Origin of the sequence: Paracoccus spongiarum (assembly GCF_030732095.1) — a bacterium.
GTDB lineage: Bacteria > Pseudomonadota > Alphaproteobacteria > Rhodobacterales > Rhodobacteraceae > Paracoccus > Paracoccus spongiarum.
Map to the genome: position 1 here is coordinate 228,038 of NZ_JAVAMQ010000004.1, position 18,466 is coordinate 246,503.

The window sequence follows — 18,466 nt, forward strand, 5'->3', positions numbered from 1 at the left end:
ACAATAGCCGATCGCCGGTGCCACCTGTCCTAATCGACAGGCAGCTTCGTGCCGCGAAGGTTCTGCCTTCCTCGCTGCGCCCCGGATGCCCGGCGGCCGACCCGCGCGCTCAGGCGACGAGGCCGGCATAGATCCCGTTGCGGGCCAGCAGCGCCGCGTGGCTGCCGATCTCGGCGATGCGGCCCTCGTGCATCACGACGATCCGGTCGGCATGGCGGATCGTGCCGAGACGGTGGGCGATGACCAGCGTCGTGCGGCCGACGGCCAGAGCGTCCAGCGCCGCCTGGATCTCGCGTTCGGTCTGGCTGTCCAGCGCGCTGGTCGCCTCGTCAAGGATGAGGATGGGCGGGTTCTTCAGGAAGGCGCGGGCGATGGCGACGCGCTGTTTCTGCCCGCCCGACAGCATCACCCCGCGTTCGCCCACCACCGTGTCGAGGCCGTCGGGCAGGCTGGCGATCAGCCCGCTCAGTTGTGCCTGTGCCGCAGCCTGCGCGATCTCGGCGTCGGTCGCGTCGAGGCGCCCATAGGCGATGTTCTCGCGCAGCGTGCCGCCGAACAGGAACACGTCCTGGCTGACCAGCCCGATCTGGCGGCGCAGGCTGGTCAGCCGGATCCGTGGAAGGGCCAGCCCGTCCACGGTGATACGCCCCCCGGTCGGATCGTAGAAGCGCGGCAGCAGGGCCAGCAGCGTGGTCTTGCCGGCGCCGGAATGGCCGACGAAGGCCACCGTTTCGCCCGCCCGGATCTGCAGGTCGATGCCGGTGAGGATCGGTCGGGCGGGGTCATAGGCAAAGCCCACCGCCTCGAAGCCGACATCGCCGCGCAGCGCGGGGGCGTCGATGGCGTCGGGCGCGTCGGCGATCTCGGGCTCGGTCGCCAGCAGTTCCTGATAACGGCGAAAGCCCGCGATGCCGCGCGGATAGGTCTCTATCACGGCGGCGATCTTTTCCAGCGGGCGGTAGAAGACGCCGACCAGCAACAGGAAGCCCACGAAGCCGCCGGTCGTCAGGCTGCCGGCCAGCACGAAGCCCGCGCCCATCACCATCACAACCACCTGCACCAGCCGCAGCCCCATGTATTGCAGCGCGGACGAGGCGGCCATCACCCGGTAGGCATCCAGCTTGGCCTGGCGGTAGCGTGCATTGTCGCCGGCGAACAGGTGGGTCTCGTGGCGTTCATTGCCGAAGGCCTGCACCACGCGGACCCCGCCCAGCGCCTCTTCCAGCCGGACGTTGAAATCGCCGACGCGCGCATAGATCGCCCGCCATGTCCGAGTCATGCGCCCGCCATAGACGATCACCAGCACCAGCATGGCCGGCACGATCAGCGCCACGACCAGCGCCAGCTGCGGGTTGATCCAGAACATCAGCGCGAAGGCGCCGAAAAACGTCATGATCGCGATGAAGGCGTCCTCGGGGCCGTGATGGGCGACCTCGCCGATCTCCTCGAGGTCGCGGGTGACCCGTGCGACCAGCTTGCCGGTGCGGGCGCGGTCATACCAGCGCCAGGACAGCCGCGTGAGGTGATCGAAGGCCCGGGCGCGCATCTCGGTCTCGATGTTGATGCCCAGCTTGTGGCCCCAGTAGATCACCACGCTCAGCAACCCGGCATTGATCGTGTAAAGGACCAGCAGCCCGGCGGCGGCGGCGATCGTCAGCCCCCAGTCGCCGCGCGGCAGCAGATGGTCGATGAAGCCGGTGATGGCCAGCGGAAAGGCCAGTTCCAGAAGCCCCGACAGCGTGGCGCAGCCGAAATCCAGCCAGAACAGGCCAAGGAAGGGGCGGTAATACGAGAAGAAGTCGCGCAGCATGTGTCATCCTCGGGCAACGATCCGGTCGCCGAACAGGGGCGGGTTCGGGCCGCGCGGCAGCCCAGTCTGCTGCGGGCCCTGGTCTTGCTGGGCCGGCGGCCCGGATGACCGAGGCCGGCGTTGCGGGGGTCTCGCCCTCATGCGGCATCGCGGCGGCGGCGCACGGGGCGAGGACCCGGACCCGGCAAGGGCTCCGGCGCGGCGACGGGATGGGGCATCGGCAGCGGTCCTCGTGCGGAGACGCGCCGACAGCTGATTAAAAAACTCGGAATTGTCAATTGTCCGAGTGAAAAACTTTGATATAGCTCGGCGGCGACTGGAATGGAACGCGGGTGACGACATGGCGCATATGCGCAGCTATCGCAGCACGGGCCGGATCGAACGGGCCGCGGGGGCCGCCGTGGCCGCGTTGAAGGCGCGGGCTGCGGCGTGGGAAGTGCCGCTGGTCGAGGCGCCCGAGCGGCTGAGCCTTGTGCTGTGGGGCTGCGAACTGATCCTGATGCCGCAGCCCGATGGCGTGCAGATCGACCTTGTCGGCCCCGAGGAGCGGTTGATCGGCACATTGCGCGACAGCGCCACCGAGATCTTCGCCGAGGTCGGCCTGCCGGTACTGTGGGATCATGTCGATGTCGGCGCGCTTGCCCCCGGCCTTTCGCTGATGCGGGTCGAGGCGGTGAGTCCGCTGACGCCCGGCTTCCTGCGCGTGCGCCTGTCGGGTCCCGAGGCCGGGCGCTTCGCATCGGGCGGGCTGCATTTCCGCCTGCTGTTGCCGCCGGCCGGGCGCCCGGCGATCTGGCCCCGGGTGGCCGGAACCGGCCGGACGGTCTGGCCCGAGGGGGCGGACGCGCTGCACCGCCCGGTCTATACCGTGGCCGCGCAGGAGGCCGACTGGCTGGACTTCGACATCTTCCGGCATCGCGGCAGCCCCACCTGCGACTGGGCCGAGGCCGGTCCGGTGGGGGCCACGGTCGGCATCATCGGTCCTGGCGGGGGCTGGTGCCCCGAGGCGGGCCGGCTGTTCCTGTTCGGCGACGAGACCGCCCTGCCGGCGATCAGGCGGATGCTGGATCTGGCGGGCGGCCGCGCGCGGGCCGTGCTGCGCTGCGCGGCGGCCGATCTGGGCCGGCTGGCCGGCGACCCGCGCGTCGACCGCAGCGACGACCTGCTGGCCGCGCTGGCCGCGCAGGAGGCGTGCGGGCCCGACCATTTCCTGTGGTTCGCGGCCAGCGCCGACGAGGCACGCGCCGCCCGCCGGCATCTGCAGGATCGCGGCGTGGCCAGGGCGCGGTTCGTCGCCGCCGCCTACTGGTCATGACGCGGGCCATCGCGCGGGGCGTGGTCGGGCCGGGCGGGATCAGCGCCGGCGGCGGAACAGATCGGCACGGTCATAGAGGGATTCCAGCCGCTTCATCCGCGCCTCGGTCCGGGGCCACGCGCGTTCCTGAACCGCGGCCAGCAGCGTTTCGACCAGCACCAGCAGCGCGGCCGATGAATCCCAGGCCGAGGGCACCTCGATCTGGGCGGTGAAGCGCAGGCAGGCATGTCGCGCCACCGGGCTGACCCAGGGATCGGTCAGCAGCAGGATCCGCGCGCCGCGTTCGGCGGCCAGTTCGGTCAGCTGCAGGATCGCGTCCTCGTAGCGGCGGATGTCGAACACCACCAGCAGGTCGCCCTCGCGCATGTCGAGCAGCGCGGGCGGCCAGGCGCTGGACAGGCCCGGCAGGATCGCCACGCCGGGCCGCACAACGCTGAGCTGGGTGACCAGATATTCCGCCACCGACTGGGTGATTCGCCCGCCGATCACCCGGACCTGCCGCGCCGGATCGGCCAGCAGGTCGGCGGCGGCGTCGAAATCTCCGTGGTCGATCCGCTCCAGCGTCACCCGCAGGTTGGTCAGCACCGCATCGGCAAAGCGGTTCAGGATATGCGTCTGCGGGGCCGACTGGCTCCAGCGCGCGCGCTTGGCGAGGGGCGATTCCAGCCGGGCCTCGATCTCGGATCGCAGCTGCGCCTGGAATTCGGGATAGCCGCGAAAGCCCAGCTTCTGCACCAGCCGCAGCACCGTCGGGGTCGAGACCCCGGCCTCGCGCGCCAGCTGCGACATCGAGGCGAGGCCGGCGACCGGATAATGCCGCGTCAGATGGCCGGCCAGCCCGCGCTCCAGCGGGGTCAGCGCATCGAACTGCCGCGCAAGGCGTTCCTCGATCAGCATCGCGGCGGCAGGGGTCTGGTCGGGCATCTGCGGCTCCTTCCCCGGCGGGGCTGCCGGGGCATGGCAAGGGGGCGGGCGTAACGAATTTAACAGACAATTCAGGCCATGAAAAAATATTGACAGAAACCGCCCTGCTGATCCAGCCTGTCGTGAGCGGAGGGCGGATGGCGAAGGCGGCGGCAGTTCTGGCGATCGAGGGGGCGGATGCGGCCGGGCCGGCCGTCTTGGTCTGCGAACATGCCTCCAACGCGCTGCCGAAGGATTGGGGCGATCCCGGCATCGACGCGGCGCAGCAGCAATCGCATGTCGCCTGGGATCCGGGCGCGCTGGACCTCGCCCGGGGGCTGGCGCGGCTTCTGGACGCGCCGCTGATCTTCGGCCGGGTGTCGCGGCTGATCTATGACCTGAACCGCCCGCCACATTCGCCCGCCGCCATGCCCGACCGCAGCGAATTGCACGACATCCCCGGCAACCGCGACCTGGCCCCCGCCCTGCGCCGGCGCCGCACCGACGAGATCTACCTGCCCTTCCATGCCGCGCTGGCGGCGATGCTGGCGCATCGGCTGGCGATCGGGCAGATGCCGGTACTGATCACTGTCCACAGTTTCACGCCGGTCTATTTCGGCCGCCCGCGCGCGGTCGAGTTCGGCGTGATCCATGATCGCGACGACCGTCTGGCCCGCGCCATCGCCGCTGCGGCGACGGGCCTCGAGACGCGGCTGAACGCGCCCTACAGCGCCGCCGACGGCGTGGCGCACACGCTGGCGCTGCACGCCACGCCGATGGGCCTGCGACACGCCATGCTGGAGCTGCGCAACGACCTGCTTGCCGGCGGGGCAGGCGCCGCGATGGCGCAGCGGCTGGCGCCGGTGTTGCGCGCGGCCATCGGGGATGCCGCGTGATGCCGGGCTGGGCGGTCGGCTATGTCCGCGCGGTCGAGGCGCTGAACCATCGCATCGGGCGCGCGGCGATGTATCTGCTGTTCGCGATCATGGGCATCCTGATCTGGTCGTCGCTGACCAGGATGGCCGATGTGCCCGCGCTTTGGACGATGGAGATGGCCCAGTTCACGCTGGTCGCCTACTACCTGCTCGGGGCGCCCTACGCGATGCAGCTTGGCGCCAATGTCCGCATGGACCTGCTGTATGCGCGGCTCGGCCCGCGGGCGCAGGCGCGGCTTGACCTGCTGACGGTGTTCTTCCTGCTGTTCTACCTGGGCGTGATGCTGTGGGGCGCGGTCGATTCCACCGCCTACAGCCTTCAGATCAACGAACGTGCGCCCAGTGCGTGGCGGCCTCTGCTGTGGCCGATCAAGCTGGTCATCACGCTGGCCTTCGCGCTGATGATCCTGCAGGCCATCGCCTATCTGATCCGCGACATCGCCATCCTGCGCGGCGTCGAGATCCCGCGGCCCTTTGCCGACGAGGTCGCGCGATGAGCCACGAGGTGATCGCGCTGCTGATGTTCTCGACCATGATGCTGATGATGGTCACCGGACAGCGCGTCTTTGGCGCCATCGGCTTTGTCGCGGTGGTCGCGGCACTGGTGCTGTGGGGTCCGGGCGGCACCGACATGGGCTTTTCGGCGGTGATGAAGGTGATGCGCTGGAACGCGCTGCTGACCCTGCCGATGTTCGTCTTCATGGGCTATGTCATGTCCGAATCGCGGCTGGCCGACGATCTCTACCGGATGTTCCATGTCTGGTTCGGGCCGGTGCCGGGCGGGCTGGCGATCGGGACGATCCTGCTGATGGTGATGATCTCGGCGATGAACGGGCTGTCGGTCGCGGGCATGGCCATCGGCGCGACCATCGCCCTACCCGAACTGGTCCGGCGCGGTTATGACAAGCCGATGATCTCGGGCGTGATCCAGGCCGGGTCCAGCCTGGGGATCCTGATCCCGCCCTCGGTGGTGCTGGTGCTGTATTCGCTGATCGCGCGCCAGCCGGTCAGCCAGCTGTGGCTGGCGGGCATCGGGCCGGGGCTGCTGATGGCGGCGCTGTTCATCGCCTATGTCGTGATCCGCACCCGGCTGAACCCCGCGCTGGCCCCGCCGATGCCATCGGAGGAACGCGCCGCGATCACCTGGGCGCAGCGGATCGCGCTGCTGCGGGCGGGGCTGCTGCCGGTGGCGATCTTCGTGGCGATGATGGTGCCCTTCGTGCGCGGCTGGACCTCGCTGACCGAAAGCAGCGTGGTCGGCGCGCTGGCCGCCGTGCTGGCGGCGGTCGTGAAGGGCCGCTTCACGCGGCAGGTGTTCGAGACCGCGACCCGCCAGACGCTGGCGATCACCTGCATGTTCATGCTGATCATCACCGCGGCGCTGTCCTTCGGGGCGGTGTTCGACGGGCTGGGCGCCGGCCGCGCCATCGAGGGGCTGTTCCTGCGCGAGATGGGCCTTTCGCCCTTGCAGGTGCTGCTGCTGATGCAGGCCTCGTTCCTCGTCATGGGGATGTTCCTCGACGATACCGCGATGCTGGTGATCGTCGCGCCGATCTTCGTGACGCTGGCCCGCAGCCTGGGCTTCGATCTGGTCTGGTACGGCATCCTCTATACCATCACCTGCCAGATCGCCTATCTGACGCCGCCCTTCGGCTACAACCTGTTCCTGATGCGGGCGATGGCCCCGCCCGATTTTACGATGGGCGTGATCTACCGCTCGGTCCTGCCCTTCGTGCTGATCATGGTGCTGACCTTGGCGCTGGTGATCGCCTTCCCGCAGATCGCCATGTGGCTGCCGCAGTCGATCTACGGTCAATCATAAAACAGGGAGACACGACCATGACCACGACACGACGCAAGTTCCTGACCACCGGCGCGCTGGCCGCCGGCACCGGGGCGCTGGCCGCGCCCGCCATCGCGCAGGGCGCACCGCTGAAGTGGCGGATGCAGACCTATGCCGGCGCCACCCTGGGCGAGCATGTCTGCAAGCCCGCCATCGACGCCCTCAACAGGATCGCCAATGGCCAGATGGAGATCGAGCTGTTCTATGCCGACCAGCTTGTGCCCACCCCGGAACTGTTCCGCGCCATGCAGAACGGCACCATCGACGCCGTGCAGTCCGACGATGACAGCATGGCCAGCCCGACCGAGGTGACGGTGTTCGGCGGCTATTTCCCCTTCGCGCTGCGCTATTCGCTGGATGTGCCGGCTCTGTTCAACCATCACGGGCTGGACGAGATCTGGAAGGAACAATACGGCGCCCTGGGCATCCAGCACATCTCGGCCGGGGCCTGGGACCCGTGCAACTTCGCCACCAAGCAGCCGATCAACAGCCTGGCCGATCTTCAGGGCAAGCGGGTATTCACCTTCCCGACCGCGGGCCGGTTCCTGACCCGATTCGGCGTGGTGCCGGTCACGCTGCCCTGGGAGGATATCGAGGTCGCGCTGCAGACCGGCGAGTTGGACGGGGTGGCCTGGTCGGGCATCACCGAGGATTACACCGTGGGCTGGGCCGAGGCGACCGGGAATTTCCTGACCAACAGCATCTCGGGCGCCTGGATCGGCCATTTCTTCGCCAACCAGTCGCGCTGGGACGAGGTGCCCGAGCACCTGAAAGAGGCGATGAAGGCCGTCTTCGACCAGTCGCATTACTATCGCCAGCACTGGTACTGGAGCGGCGAGGCCAATCTGCGCGTCAATGGCGACAAGATGACGCTGACCACCATTCCGGCCGAGGAATGGGGGCAGGTCGAGGAGGCCGCGAAGGAATTCTGGGACGAGATCGCGGCCGAGTCCGAGGTCAAGGCGCGGGTCGTCGCCAAGATCAAGGAATACAACGAGGCGATGACCAAGGCCGGGCCACCCTACCGCTATTCCTGATGCCTGCCACGGGCGCGCCGGCCGCGGCGCGCCCGATCCCCGTTCATGCCGGAGAACGTGATGCCCGCCAATCTCAGCTTCGACGATCTGAAGGCCGCCGTCGGGGCGGGCGAGATCGACACCGTCATCGTCGCACTGCCCGACATGCAGGGCCGGCTGATGGGCAAGCGGTTCCATGCCGCGCACTTCCTTGAGAGCCCTGACGAGACGCATTGCTGCAACTATCTGCTGGCCACCGATGTCGAGATGGTGACCGTGCCCGGCTATGCCGCGACCGGCTGGGACAGGGGCTATGGCGACTATGTGATGAAGCCCGACCTGGCGACGCTGCGCCGGCTGCCCTGGGCGCCGGGAACCGCGCTGTGCCTTGTCGATCTGCTGGACCACCATACCCACCAGCCGGTCCCCCACGCGCCGCGCAGCGTGCTGGCCCGGCAGGTGCGGCGGGCCGAGGCGATGGGCTATGTGCCGATGATGGCGACCGAGCTTGAGTTCTTCCTCTTCGCGCAGGGCTTCAAGGACCTGTTCGACGCCGGCTATCGTGGCATGACGCCCACGGCGCGCCACAATGTCGATTACGCGCTGACCGGCACCTTCGCGGACGAGTCGGTGATGCGCGCCCTGCGCAACGGGCTGCACGGCGCGGGCATCCCGGTCGAGAACTCGAAGGGCGAGGCCGAGGCCGGCCAGCACGAGATCAACGTGAAATATTCCGACGCGATGGACACGGCCGACATGCATGTGCTGGTCAAGGCCGCCACCAAGGAGATCGCGCAGGCCCATGGCCAGTCGGCGACCTTCATGGCGAAATACTCCGACCGCCGCGCCGGCTCGTCCAGCCATGTGCACCAGTCGCTGTTCAAGGGCGGCGCGAACGCCTTTCACGATCCCGAGGCGGATCACGGCATGTCCGGGCTGATGCGGTCCTATCTTGCCGGCCAGCTTGCCCATGCCGGGGCGCTGACCCTGTTCCTGGCGCCCTATGTCAACAGCTACAAGCGGTTCGTCACGGGCATGTTCGCGCCCACCAAGGCGATCTGGTCGATCGACAATCGCACCGCCGGCTTCCGGGTCTGCGGCGACCGCACGAAGGGCGTGCGGGTCGAATGCCGTATCGGCGGGGCTGACCTGAACCCCTATCTGGCCTGCGCCGGGCTGCTGGCCGCCGGGCTGGACGGGATCGAACAGGGCATGGACCTTGAACCGGAATTCACCGGCGACGCCTATGCCGCGCGCTCCGCCCGCGCGATCCCCGGCACGCTGGGCGCGGCGGCGGACGCGCTGGAAGGCTCGCGGATGCTGCGGCAGGCGATGGGCGATGAGGTCGTCGATCACTATGTCCGCGCCGCCCGATGGGAGATCGAGGAACAGAATCGCGTCGTCACCGACTGGGAACTGGCCCGCGGCTTCGAGCGGGCCTGAGATGCAACGCCGAGGCTTCGGCACAATGAGGAACCGATGACCACCACGATCACGCTTGTCTCGCCCGTCGATGGCGAGGTTCACGTCGAACGCGCGGCGCTGAGCCCCGAGGCCGCCCATGCCGCCGTCGCCCGCGCCCGCGCCGCGCAGCCGGGCTGGGCCGCGCTGCCGCTGGCCACGCGCATCGAAAGGGTGCAGGCCGGGATCGCCGCGCTGAACGCGATGAAGGACGAGGTGGTGGCCGAACTGGCGATGCAGATGGGCCGCCCGGTGCGTTATGGCGGTGAATTCGGCGGGGTGAACGAACGCACCGCCCATATGGCGCAGATCGCCGCCGAGGCGCTGGCGCCCGAACGGGTCGAGGACAGCGCCGGGTTCCGCCGCGAATTGCGGCGCGAGCCGGTGGGGGTCGTCTTCGTCATCGCGCCCTGGAACTATCCGTTCCTGACCGCCGTCAATACCATCGTGCCGGCCCTGATCGCCGGCAATGCGGTGATCCTGAAGCACGCCAGCCAGACCCTGCTGGCCGGCGAAAGGCTGGAGGCCGCGATGCGGGCGGGCGGGGTTCCGGCGGACCTGTTCCAGAACCTCGTGCTGGATCACCCGGCGACCGAGGCGCTGATCGCCGCGCGCAGCTTCGGCTTCGTGAACTTCACCGGATCGGTCGCGGGCGGGCAGGCGATCGAGCGGGCGGCGGCCGGAACCTTCACCGCCGTCGGGCTGGAACTGGGCGGCAAGGACCCCGGCTATGTCCGCGCCGATGCCGATCTGGAGGCGGCGGTAGAGGGGTTGATGGACGGGGCGATGTTCAATTCCGGCCAGTGCTGCTGCGGGATCGAACGGATCTATGTCCATGACAGCCTTTACGATGCCTTCGTGGGCAAGGCGGTCGCATGGGTCGGCCGGCAGCGGCTGGGCGATCCGCGCGACCCCGACACCACCATGGGCCCGATGGCGCATCGCCGCTTTGCCACGCTGGTGCGCGGGCAGATCGCCGATGCGGTGGCGCAGGGGGCCCGCGCCCTGATCGACCCCGCCGGCTTTCCCGCCGATGACGGCGGCGCCTACCTGGCGCCGCAGGTGCTGGTGGATGTGACCCATGACATGCGTGTGATGCGCGAGGAAAGCTTTGGCCCGGTCGTCGGCATCATGCGGGTTTCGGGCGATGACGAGGCGGTGGCGCTGATGAACGACTGCGCCTACGGGCTGACCGCCTCGATCTGGACCGCCGATGCGGATGCTGCGGCGGAGATCGGTGCGCGGCTGGAAACCGGCACCGTGTTCATGAACCGCTGCGACTATCTGGACCCGGCGCTGTGCTGGACCGGCTGCAAGGACACCGGCCGGGGCGCGTCGCTGTCGCATCTGGGCTATCTGGCCGTGACCCGGCCCAAATCCTACCATCTGAAGAAGGTGACGACATGACCCTGCGCGCCAACTGGTCCTATCCGACCGCGATCAGGTTCGGCGCCGGCCGCATCGCCGAACTGGCCGATCATTGCCGCGCCACCGGGATCGCGCGCCCGCTGCTGGTGACCGACAGGGCGCTGGCCGGCCTGCCGATCACCGCGCGGGCGCTGGACATCCTGGACGCGGGCGGGCTGGGCCGCGCGGTGTTTTCCGGCGTCGATCCGAACCCGACCGAACACAACATGCAGGCGGGCATCGCAGCCTACCGCGCCGGCGGGCATGACGGGGTGGTGTGCTTTGGCGGCGGCTCGGCGCTGGATCTGGGCAAGATGATCGCGCTGATGGTGGATCAGCGCGTGTCGGTCTGGGACCTCGAGGATGTCGGCGACTGGTGGACGCGCGCCGATGCGGACGCCATCGCGCCGATCATCGCGGTGCCGACCACGGCGGGAACAGGGTCCGAGGTGGGCCGGGCCGGGGTGCTGACCAATTCGCAGACCCACAAGAAGAAGATCATCTTCCACCCGCGCCTGCTGCCCGCCGTGACGATCTGCGATCCCGAACTGACCGTCGGGATGCCGAAGGTCATCACCGCTGGCACGGGCATGGATGCGTTTGCGCATTGCCTGGAAGCCTATTGCTCGCCGCATTACCACCCGATGAGCCAGGGGATCGCGCTGGAGGGAATGCGTCTGGTCAACGAATACCTGCCCCGCGCCTATGCTGTACCCGACGATCTGGAGGCCCGCGCCCAGATGATGAGCGCGGCGGCGATGGGCGCGGTCGCCTTTCAAAAGGGCCTCGGCGCGATCCATTCGCTGAGCCATCCGGTCGGCGCGGTCTACAACACCCATCACGGCACCACCAATGCGGTGGTGATGCCCGCGGTCCTGGATTTCAACCGCCCCGCCATCGACGCGCTGATCGCCCGCGCCGCCGATTATCTGGGCATCGCGGGCGGCTTTGACGGCTTTCGCGACCGGGTGATGGCCTTGCGGGCCGAACTGGCGATCCCGGCGAACCTGACCGCGCTCGGCGTCGCGGCCGACCGGCTGGACGAACTGACCGCGATGGCGCTGGAGGATCCGTCCTGCGGCGGCAACCCGGTGCCGATGACGCCCCGGAACACCCGCCAGCTCTTCGCCGACTGCCTCTAGCGTCCCCGGCTCGCGATCTGGCCGGCAGTGGCCTGCCGCCTTGGCCCGAAGGCTTCTCGACATGCCGGCCGCGCCGGCCGAGGTTTCGGACCGGAGGCGCGGTGATGGGGGAACAGGACGTGGCCGGCGACAACGCCCTTGAGGCCGGTCATGTGATGTTCGGCGCCGGCTTGGCCGGTGGCGTGATCGCCAGCAGGGCCAGCGCGGATGGGGGCAGCCGGGGCGCCCTGCCGGAATCCTGCGGGTCGGACCGCAATTTCTGGGTGCGGATGCCGATCGGCCATGGCGGCGCGTTCCACCACCCGGCGCCGAACTGTCGCGATCGGACCGAAGCGGTGCCGGGGCGCGGCAGCGACTGGCCGCGCGGCAAGGTGGTTGTCCGCGAGGCCAGCCGTCCGACCGGAACGACATCCTTCGCCCGCTGTCCCGCCGTCGTCTGGCGGGGGGCGGGCCATGTGCTGACGCGGGGCGGGCCGCCGTCGCTCGTCGGCGATCAGGGCTGCGGCTTCGTCAGGACATCGGCCGCGCGCGAACGGCCCGACATCCGGCGGGGCTTCTCGCCGCTCGGCCGTGCCCGGAAGGCCGAGGCCGACCGTTCATCCGCGGGCCCGACCCGACCCCTCCGCCCCAGATCCACCCCGGCCATCTGGACGAACTGGTCGAGGGGGCCGCGATCCTGTGCCGCGTCGCCACCGCATCGCCCTTGGCGGGGCTGGGTCCGGCGCCAGGTGCCGCCCGGCCCGATGCCTCCGGCGATGAGGCGATCCGCGAGGATATCCGCCAGCGCGCCGGTTCGGTGTTCCATCCGTGCGGCACCCGCGCGATTGGCCCCGACCCCGCGCCCGGCGCGGTGGTGGACGCCCCGCTGCGCGTCCGCGGCATCGAGGTGCTGCGCGTTGCCGATGCCCCGTATTTCCCGCCATCGCCTCTGGCAACCTGAATGGCCCCCCGCGTTCATGCCGGGCGAGAAGGCGTCGCGGGTCATCGTCGGCACCGACGGCTGAGCCGGGCCGGGGGCCAGATCGCGCGCGTCGCGGGCGATCTGCTGTGGGGCGACGGCGCCGAGGCCCAGTGTGATCGCCTGCCGGTCCAGCGGCCGGACCGCGAAGCGGCGCAGCGGCGCGGTGGCAAGGCCCGCCTGCTGCGCGGCGCGGGCCAGAACAACGACGGCCAGCCCCGGCACAAGGATGCCGGACAGGGTGTGAGACCCGGCCCCGGCCCTCGGCGCATCGCGGCGCTGGGCACAGACCTCGGACATGAGGCGGATCCGTGCGGCGACATGCGCCTGCGTGATGAACTCGGCGACCACCGCCCGCATGCTGGCCGCCGCGCCCTGCATGGTCGGGCTGGCGATGCGCCGGAAGAGCGGCGCTTGCCCCGGCGGCGCGACGACCTAGCCAAGCCGCAGGGGCGGAGACAGCGCCTTCGAGAAGGTGCCGACAGGGATCGCCCGGCCGGCCCGGTCGATGTTTTTCCGCGGCGGCAAGGCGTGGCCGCCATAGGGGACGTCGCCGACGACATCACCCTCGACGATCCGGGGCCCGGCCGTCTCGGCGGCGCGCAGCCGGTCCGGCCGCCGCTCGGCGCTCATGGTGCTGCCAAGGGGGTGCGGGCAGGCGGGGGTGACGAAGGTTAGCCCGAAATCGGGCGCCGGCGCCAGACCCGCCCGCGCGTCAGGGCCCTGATCGTTGACTGGCACCGGGACGAGCCTCGCCCGCACGAGATCAAGCTGTCGCGCGCCCCTGTCGCGCCGGGATCCCCGGGCGAGACCCGGGCGCCCGGGTCCAGCAGCATGTGGCCGACCCCGTTGAAGGCATCCATGCGCGCCGTTGACGATGAACTGCTGGTCCGGGGCGCCGACAATGCCCGCGATCGGCGCGCAGGTGCCGGCAGACGGCGCGGCGCAGTCCGGGAAGGCCGCAGGGCTGGGGATAGCTCAACGCCATGCCGCGCGCGCTGCGCCAGTCGCGCGCCACCATCCGCGGCCGCAGCGGCATCGGGAAGGCGTCGAACGCTGGCATGCCGATGACGCAGGGGCGCGGCGTCTCGGGGTTATCGAGGCGCGTGAAACAGCGGTCCGGGACCTCGGGGCTGAGCGCGGCGCGGCGCGGCGGCAGGCCGGCCACCTCGGTGGATGCCGCCGGCGCGGGGGGCGCCGCCGCGACATGGTCGCTGACACAGGTGCCCGACCCGACATGCGGGCGGATAAGCCCCTCGGCGGCTGCGCGACCGCGCCGGCTACGACGCCTTCACGTTCCGTGGCGAGGATGTGGCGCTGCTGGTCGACGCCAATTCCTGACTTGCGCCGGCGGAGGCCATCGCCCATCGCGCGCTGCTGGCCGAACACGGCGTCTCGCATTTCGAGGAAGGCCGCCCCTACTGGCAGCTTGAGCAGACCCGGCAGGTCACCGAGGCCCTGCCGATCCACGTGGCAGGGGGGCGGGCAGGACTGCATGATCCCGCTCTGGCGCCGCATGCTCGAGATGCGCGCCGTGGACATCGCGCGGCCCGACGTCCTGTATCTGGGCGGCATCAGCCGCAGCCTGCAGGTCGCGCGAATGGCGGCGAATGGCCTGCTTGCCGGGCACGACGCATTGCGCAAGCCTGTCGCTGGCGACGCTGTTCACGATGCACCTCCTGCGGGCGATCCCGGATGCGGGCAGGTATCTGGAATGCTCGGTCGCGGGCGCGGATTGCTGCCCCTGGCTGCAGGGCCTGCTCGTGACCCGCCCCTGCCGCATCGCCGATGGCAGGGCGGTGGTCGGCGACGCGCCGTGCCGGGGTCGCGATCTCGCCCGACTGGCTGGCGCGGTCCCGCTGTCAGGGCCAGCGACCCGGCATGAGCGGGCGTGACGCCGGCGGCGGTATCTTCACCGGTGATTTCCGCGAACGGCCCTACTGGTGGGGTGACAGCCCGCCCGACGCGACGCCGCCCGACGACCTGCCGGGACGGGCCGATGCGATGGTGACCGGCTCGAGCCAAGGGGGGCTGCACGCGCCGCTGCATCTGTCGCGGGCCGGGCGCGTGGTTGTGGTGCAGGAGGCGGGCCTGCCCGGGCAGGGCTGATCGACCCGCGATCGCGGGCAGATAAGCACCGCGATCAGGCCCGATCTCGCGCGCCTGTGTCGAACGCCTCGTCGCGGATGAGCGGGTCGACTGCGACTTCGGGCTGTGCGGGCGATTCCTCGCGGCCCATTCCCCGCACGCCTTCGCGGTGATGCGCGCCGCCGCGGCCCGGCTGCCCGAGGGGTTGCCCAGCCGGGTGAGCGTCATCGACCGCGACCGGCAGCGGGACAAGATCGGCTCGGATCGCTGTCACGGCGGTGGCGTGCATCAATACCACGCGCCGCCGGATGCCGGCCGCTATCACGCGGGGCTGCCGCGGCCGGCGGGGGCCGCCGGCGTGCAGGTGGCGGCGCAGACGCGGGCCCTGTCGCTGACCGCGGAGGAGGCCGGGGTGCGGGTTGTCACGCCGCGCGGCACGATCCGCGCGGGCGATGCGGTTCGGCAACGAACGGCCATGCCGACGGGCTGTCGCCCTGGCATCGGCGGCGGATCATCCCCACCGGCAGCTTAATCATCGCCGCCGGGGACCTGCCCGGCGCGCTGGCCACCCAGATCGACCCCAAGGGCCGGATCACGTCGGACAGCCGCGAGTTGGTCTAGTACTTCCGAGTGTCGCCGGATCGCCGGCGCATGCTGTTCGGCGGCCGGGTCCGCGCGGGCGAGACCGACCTGCGCAGCAGCGCGCGCCGCCTGCACCGCGAGATGCTGGCGATCTTCCCCCAGCTTGAAGGGCGCCGCGTCAGCCATTCCCGCATGGGTCACGGGGCCTGATCAGCGACCCGGTCGACCGGCTCTCCAACGACATGACGGTGGTGAGCGGGCTGGTCTGCACGGTGATGCAGTTCCTGATCGCGCCGCTGGTTTAGACGCCGGACGGCACGGACGATGCGTTGCTGGAGGCGGGCTAGCCCCCCGGCGGCAGCCGCATGATGGTGTTTCGCCACATCATCGGGCCCTGTGCCATGCCGGGCATCATGGCGGGCTGGATCATCACCGTCATGCTCACCGCCGGCAGCGCTGTGACCCCGATCCTGCCGGGCGGCAAGAACAGCGGCTGGTCCACCGGACAGATCTGCAATCGGTTCGTCACCCGCTGCACCGGGGATGCCGGGGCGATCTTCGGGGTGCTGCCGCGGGCCTTCGCCTCGCGAGTGACCTGGCCGGGCCTGCGGGTGACCGCCCAGAGCCTCGCCACCACGGTCGCGGAGGGCGAGGCGATGGCGCGCGCCCCCTCATACGCCACGCTGCGCCTGATCTGTCGCACTTGTGGGGCGGCGGTCTTGCTGTATCGGGTCGCGGCGGTTCTGGCGGCGGGCATCGTCGCCTTCAACGATACGATGTTCCCCCCACCGCCCCGGCGGGGCTTCACCCCGTGGTTCTTCAACGGCAACCAGCGGAAAGAGGGCAGGTTCCACGGCGACCGCCTGCTGCGGGGCCTTTGGCAGTTCCTCTACACGGGGGGTGATCGTCTCGGCGCTGGCGGTTGCGGCGGGAACCTGCAACGCCGTCCTGTCCGTACGGAAGGAGTTCCGGTTCAAGAACGCGCTTTGCGCGCGGTTGGTGTTGGCGCTGGTGACCCCGGGGTGATCCTCGTCATCTCGATCCTGGTCTGTGCCAGCACGATCGCCGATGGCATCGACGCGGCCATCGGCGTGAATCGGCGCTGGCTGCGGCCGGAAATTCCGCTGATCGTGCCGGGGCCGTTCTGGCTCCTGACCACGATCACCTCGCTGGAGATCGCCGCGCGGAGCCCGGGGTGCCGGCCGGCGGCGCGCGCTGACGACGGTGACGGCGCCCTTGCTGTTCCCGGGGCTGTTCTCGGCCTTCGTGGTGGCGTTTCTCGTCCCGCGCGAGAATTTCAACACCACGCTGATGCTCGTCGGATCGGACGCGGCTGGCCATCACCAGGGACGAGCGCTTGGTGAAGGTCGGCCCGACCCCGGTGCTGATTGCAGTATCGGTGTTCCTTAGGATCGGATCGGGTTTGCCGGCGCTGCCCGGCGTGCGGGTGCAGCGCGACCGCGGCTGGGGCGCCGTTGCAGCGCGGCGGCCAGCAGCGCCAGCACGGCCAGCGCGATCACCGGCGCGGGCCCCAAGCGCAGCCACGGAGTCGGCGGCAGGGCGCCGGGCAGGGCCGCGTCGATGCGCCCCATCGCGCCCAGGGGCAGCGTGTCGCGCAGCGTGCCGCGGGCGTCGACCACTGCGCTGACCCCGGTATTGGCCGCGCGGATCAGCGGCAGCCCGGTTTCGATGGCGCGCAGGCGCGCCTGCGCCAGATGCTGATAGGGCCCCGAGAAGCGGCCGAACCAGCCGTCATTGGTGACCTGCAGGATCCAGCCGGGCCGGTCCGGCAAGCCCCGCAGATGCTGCGGAAAGATCGCCTCGTAGCAGATCAGCGGCTGAAGGGACGGCAGGCCGGGCACCGCCATCAGCGCGGGGCCGGGACCGGCCGAATAGCCGTTGCCCTCCTGCGCGGCGAAGGCGGTGATGCCGATGCGGGCCAGCCAGTCGCCCCAGGGGACATATTCGCCAAAGGGCACCAGGTGGAACTTGTCATAGACCTCCAGCACCTGGCCATCGCGGTCCAGCAGCGCGAGGCTGTTCAGGTAGCGCGGCCCCTCCTGCCGCTGGATGCCCAGCAACAGCGGCGCGCCAGCCGCCCCGGCCATCGAGGGCAGCAGCCCGGCCGCGTCGTCCAGCAGGAAGTTCACCGCCGTTTCGGGCCAGATCACCAGATCGCGCGGGCCGGGTTCGGACGACAGTTCCAGAAGACGGCGAAAGAAGACCGTGGACCAGTCACGGTCCCACTTCAGGCGCTGTTCGGCATTGGGCTGCACGATCCGCAGCATGATCGCGGTGTCCTCGGGCAGCGGCCGCGCGAGCCGCGCCAGCCCGGCGGCCCAGATCCCGCCCAGCATCACGATCGCCAGCGCGATGCCCGGGGCCGCGCCGGGGATGGCCGCGGGACCGCGACGCCACAGCAGCGCGGGCAGGCCCGCCAGGGTCAGGGTCAGAAGGCTCAGCCCGATCGCCCCGCCGAAGGCCGCCATCTGGGCCACAGGCGTGTCGATCCAGACATGGCCGACCAGCGCCCAGGGCAGGCCGGTGAAGATCCAGCCGCGCAGCCAGTCCGACAGGACCAGCGCCGCGATGGTCGCGACCAGCCGCCATCGCCAGCCAAGCGCCAGCCACGCGGCGACCCGGACGGGGATCGCCCAGAACAGCGCCCCGCCCGCAGCGGTCAGGATCAGCGCGAAGGGCGCCATCCAGCCATAGGTCTCGGGTTCGACAAGGAAGGGCTCGACGATCCAGCACATCGAGAGGCCGAACCAGCCGAGGCCGGCCGCGAGGGCGTGCCAGAAGGCTTGTGCCGGACGCGCGCGCGACAGCCGCCACAGCAGCAGCGCCAGCGCCGTCAGCGTCGCGCCCCAGATGCCGAAGGGCGCCAGCCCAAGCGCCGCGACCAGCCCCAGCCCGAAGTCAAGGGCCAGTTGCGCCAGCGGCGGACGGCTGCGCCGCGGCAGGCGCGGCGGTCGCAGCAGGCTGCGGCGCAGGCCCGGCATCGCG

At 70.3% G+C, this 18,466-nt stretch carries 18 protein-coding genes; 14 read left to right on the forward strand and 4 right to left on the reverse strand.

What is annotated here, in order from left to right:
* Positions 1–109: 109 nt before the first annotated feature.
* Complete coding sequence (locus tag Q5Y72_RS06425; protein WP_305962565.1) at positions 110–1,810, reverse strand: ABC transporter ATP-binding protein; 1,701 nt, start codon at positions 1,808–1,810, stop codon at positions 110–112.
* Between the two features lie 340 nt (positions 1,811–2,150).
* On the opposite strand from Q5Y72_RS06425, the gene Q5Y72_RS06430 reads away from it, so the two are divergent.
* On the forward strand, positions 2,151–3,125 hold the full coding sequence (locus Q5Y72_RS06430) for a siderophore-interacting protein (RefSeq protein WP_305962566.1): 975 nt from the start codon (positions 2,151–2,153) through the stop codon (positions 3,123–3,125).
* A gap of 39 nt (positions 3,126–3,164) precedes the next feature.
* Here Q5Y72_RS06430 and Q5Y72_RS06435 read toward each other — a convergent pair whose 3' ends face one another.
* Entirely contained in the window at positions 3,165–4,049 is an 885-nt protein-coding gene (locus tag Q5Y72_RS06435) for a MurR/RpiR family transcriptional regulator (RefSeq protein WP_305962567.1), read from the reverse strand.
* A gap of 137 nt (positions 4,050–4,186) precedes the next feature.
* On the opposite strand from Q5Y72_RS06435, the gene Q5Y72_RS06440 reads away from it, so the two are divergent.
* From Q5Y72_RS06440 to Q5Y72_RS19890, 8 genes are all read left to right on the forward strand, one after another.
* Positions 4,187–4,924, forward strand: a complete 738-nt coding sequence (locus Q5Y72_RS06440; RefSeq protein ID WP_371930786.1) for an N-formylglutamate amidohydrolase — start codon at positions 4,187–4,189, stop codon at positions 4,922–4,924.
* Positions 4,924–5,460 carry a TRAP transporter small permease subunit gene (locus tag Q5Y72_RS06445; protein WP_305962569.1) on the forward strand — a complete coding sequence of 179 codons (537 nt, stop codon included), beginning with the start codon at positions 4,924–4,926 and terminating at the stop codon, positions 5,458–5,460. The genes Q5Y72_RS06440 and Q5Y72_RS06445 overlap by 1 nt, the downstream gene beginning before the upstream one ends.
* Positions 5,457–6,785, forward strand: coding sequence for a TRAP transporter large permease (locus tag Q5Y72_RS06450; RefSeq protein ID WP_305962570.1), 1,329 nt, complete (start codon positions 5,457–5,459; stop codon positions 6,783–6,785). The genes Q5Y72_RS06445 and Q5Y72_RS06450 overlap by 4 nt, the downstream gene beginning before the upstream one ends.
* Positions 6,786–6,802: 17 nt before the next feature.
* Positions 6,803–7,843, forward strand: coding sequence for a TRAP transporter substrate-binding protein (locus Q5Y72_RS06455; RefSeq protein WP_305962571.1), 1,041 nt, complete (start codon positions 6,803–6,805; stop codon positions 7,841–7,843).
* A 60-nt stretch (positions 7,844–7,903) separates the two neighbouring features.
* Positions 7,904–9,265: a glutamine synthetase family protein gene (locus tag Q5Y72_RS06460; protein WP_305962572.1), complete on the forward strand. Its 1,362-nt coding sequence runs from the start codon at positions 7,904–7,906 to the stop codon at positions 9,263–9,265.
* A gap of 36 nt (positions 9,266–9,301) precedes the next feature.
* Positions 9,302–10,690, forward strand: coding sequence for an aldehyde dehydrogenase family protein (locus Q5Y72_RS06465; protein ID WP_305962573.1), 1,389 nt, complete (start codon positions 9,302–9,304; stop codon positions 10,688–10,690).
* Positions 10,687–11,832, forward strand: coding sequence for an iron-containing alcohol dehydrogenase (locus Q5Y72_RS06470; protein ID WP_305962574.1), 1,146 nt, complete (start codon positions 10,687–10,689; stop codon positions 11,830–11,832). The genes Q5Y72_RS06465 and Q5Y72_RS06470 overlap by 4 nt, the downstream gene beginning before the upstream one ends.
* Before the next feature lie 655 nt (positions 11,833–12,487).
* Positions 12,488–12,772, forward strand: coding sequence for a GMC oxidoreductase (locus Q5Y72_RS19890; protein WP_371930787.1), 285 nt, complete (start codon positions 12,488–12,490; stop codon positions 12,770–12,772).
* A gap of 453 nt (positions 12,773–13,225) precedes the next feature.
* On the opposite strand, the gene Q5Y72_RS06480 is transcribed toward Q5Y72_RS19890, so the two are convergent.
* The gene (locus Q5Y72_RS06480; protein WP_305962576.1) at positions 13,226–13,531 is read right to left on the reverse strand and encodes an aminotransferase-like domain-containing protein; all 306 of its coding nucleotides are present in this window, start codon (positions 13,529–13,531) and stop codon (positions 13,226–13,228) included.
* An 869-nt stretch (positions 13,532–14,400) separates the two neighbouring features.
* Here Q5Y72_RS06480 and Q5Y72_RS06485 point away from each other — a divergent pair.
* From Q5Y72_RS06485 to Q5Y72_RS06505, 5 genes are all read left to right on the forward strand, one after another.
* Positions 14,401–14,685, forward strand: coding sequence for a hypothetical protein (locus Q5Y72_RS06485; protein WP_305962577.1), 285 nt, complete (start codon positions 14,401–14,403; stop codon positions 14,683–14,685).
* The gene (locus tag Q5Y72_RS06490) at positions 14,672–14,899 is read left to right on the forward strand and encodes a hypothetical protein (RefSeq protein ID WP_305962578.1); all 228 of its coding nucleotides are present in this window, start codon (positions 14,672–14,674) and stop codon (positions 14,897–14,899) included. Before Q5Y72_RS06485 ends, Q5Y72_RS06490 begins: the two co-directional genes overlap by 14 nt.
* A gap of 43 nt (positions 14,900–14,942) precedes the next feature.
* Positions 14,943–15,410, forward strand: a complete 468-nt coding sequence (locus tag Q5Y72_RS06495) for an FAD-dependent oxidoreductase (RefSeq protein WP_305962659.1) — start codon at positions 14,943–14,945, stop codon at positions 15,408–15,410.
* Positions 15,411–15,508: 98 nt separating this feature from the next.
* Complete coding sequence (locus Q5Y72_RS06500; protein WP_305962579.1) at positions 15,509–15,670, forward strand: hypothetical protein; 162 nt, start codon at positions 15,509–15,511, stop codon at positions 15,668–15,670.
* A 155-nt stretch (positions 15,671–15,825) separates the two neighbouring features.
* Positions 15,826–16,824: a hypothetical protein gene (locus Q5Y72_RS06505; RefSeq protein ID WP_305962580.1), complete on the forward strand. Its 999-nt coding sequence runs from the start codon at positions 15,826–15,828 to the stop codon at positions 16,822–16,824.
* Between the two features lie 42 nt (positions 16,825–16,866).
* Here the strand turns inward: Q5Y72_RS06505 and lnt are convergent, their stop codons facing one another.
* Positions 16,867–18,462, reverse strand: coding sequence for an apolipoprotein N-acyltransferase (gene lnt / locus Q5Y72_RS06510; protein ID WP_305962581.1), 1,596 nt, complete (start codon positions 18,460–18,462; stop codon positions 16,867–16,869).
* Between the last annotated feature and the right edge of the window lie 4 nt (positions 18,463–18,466).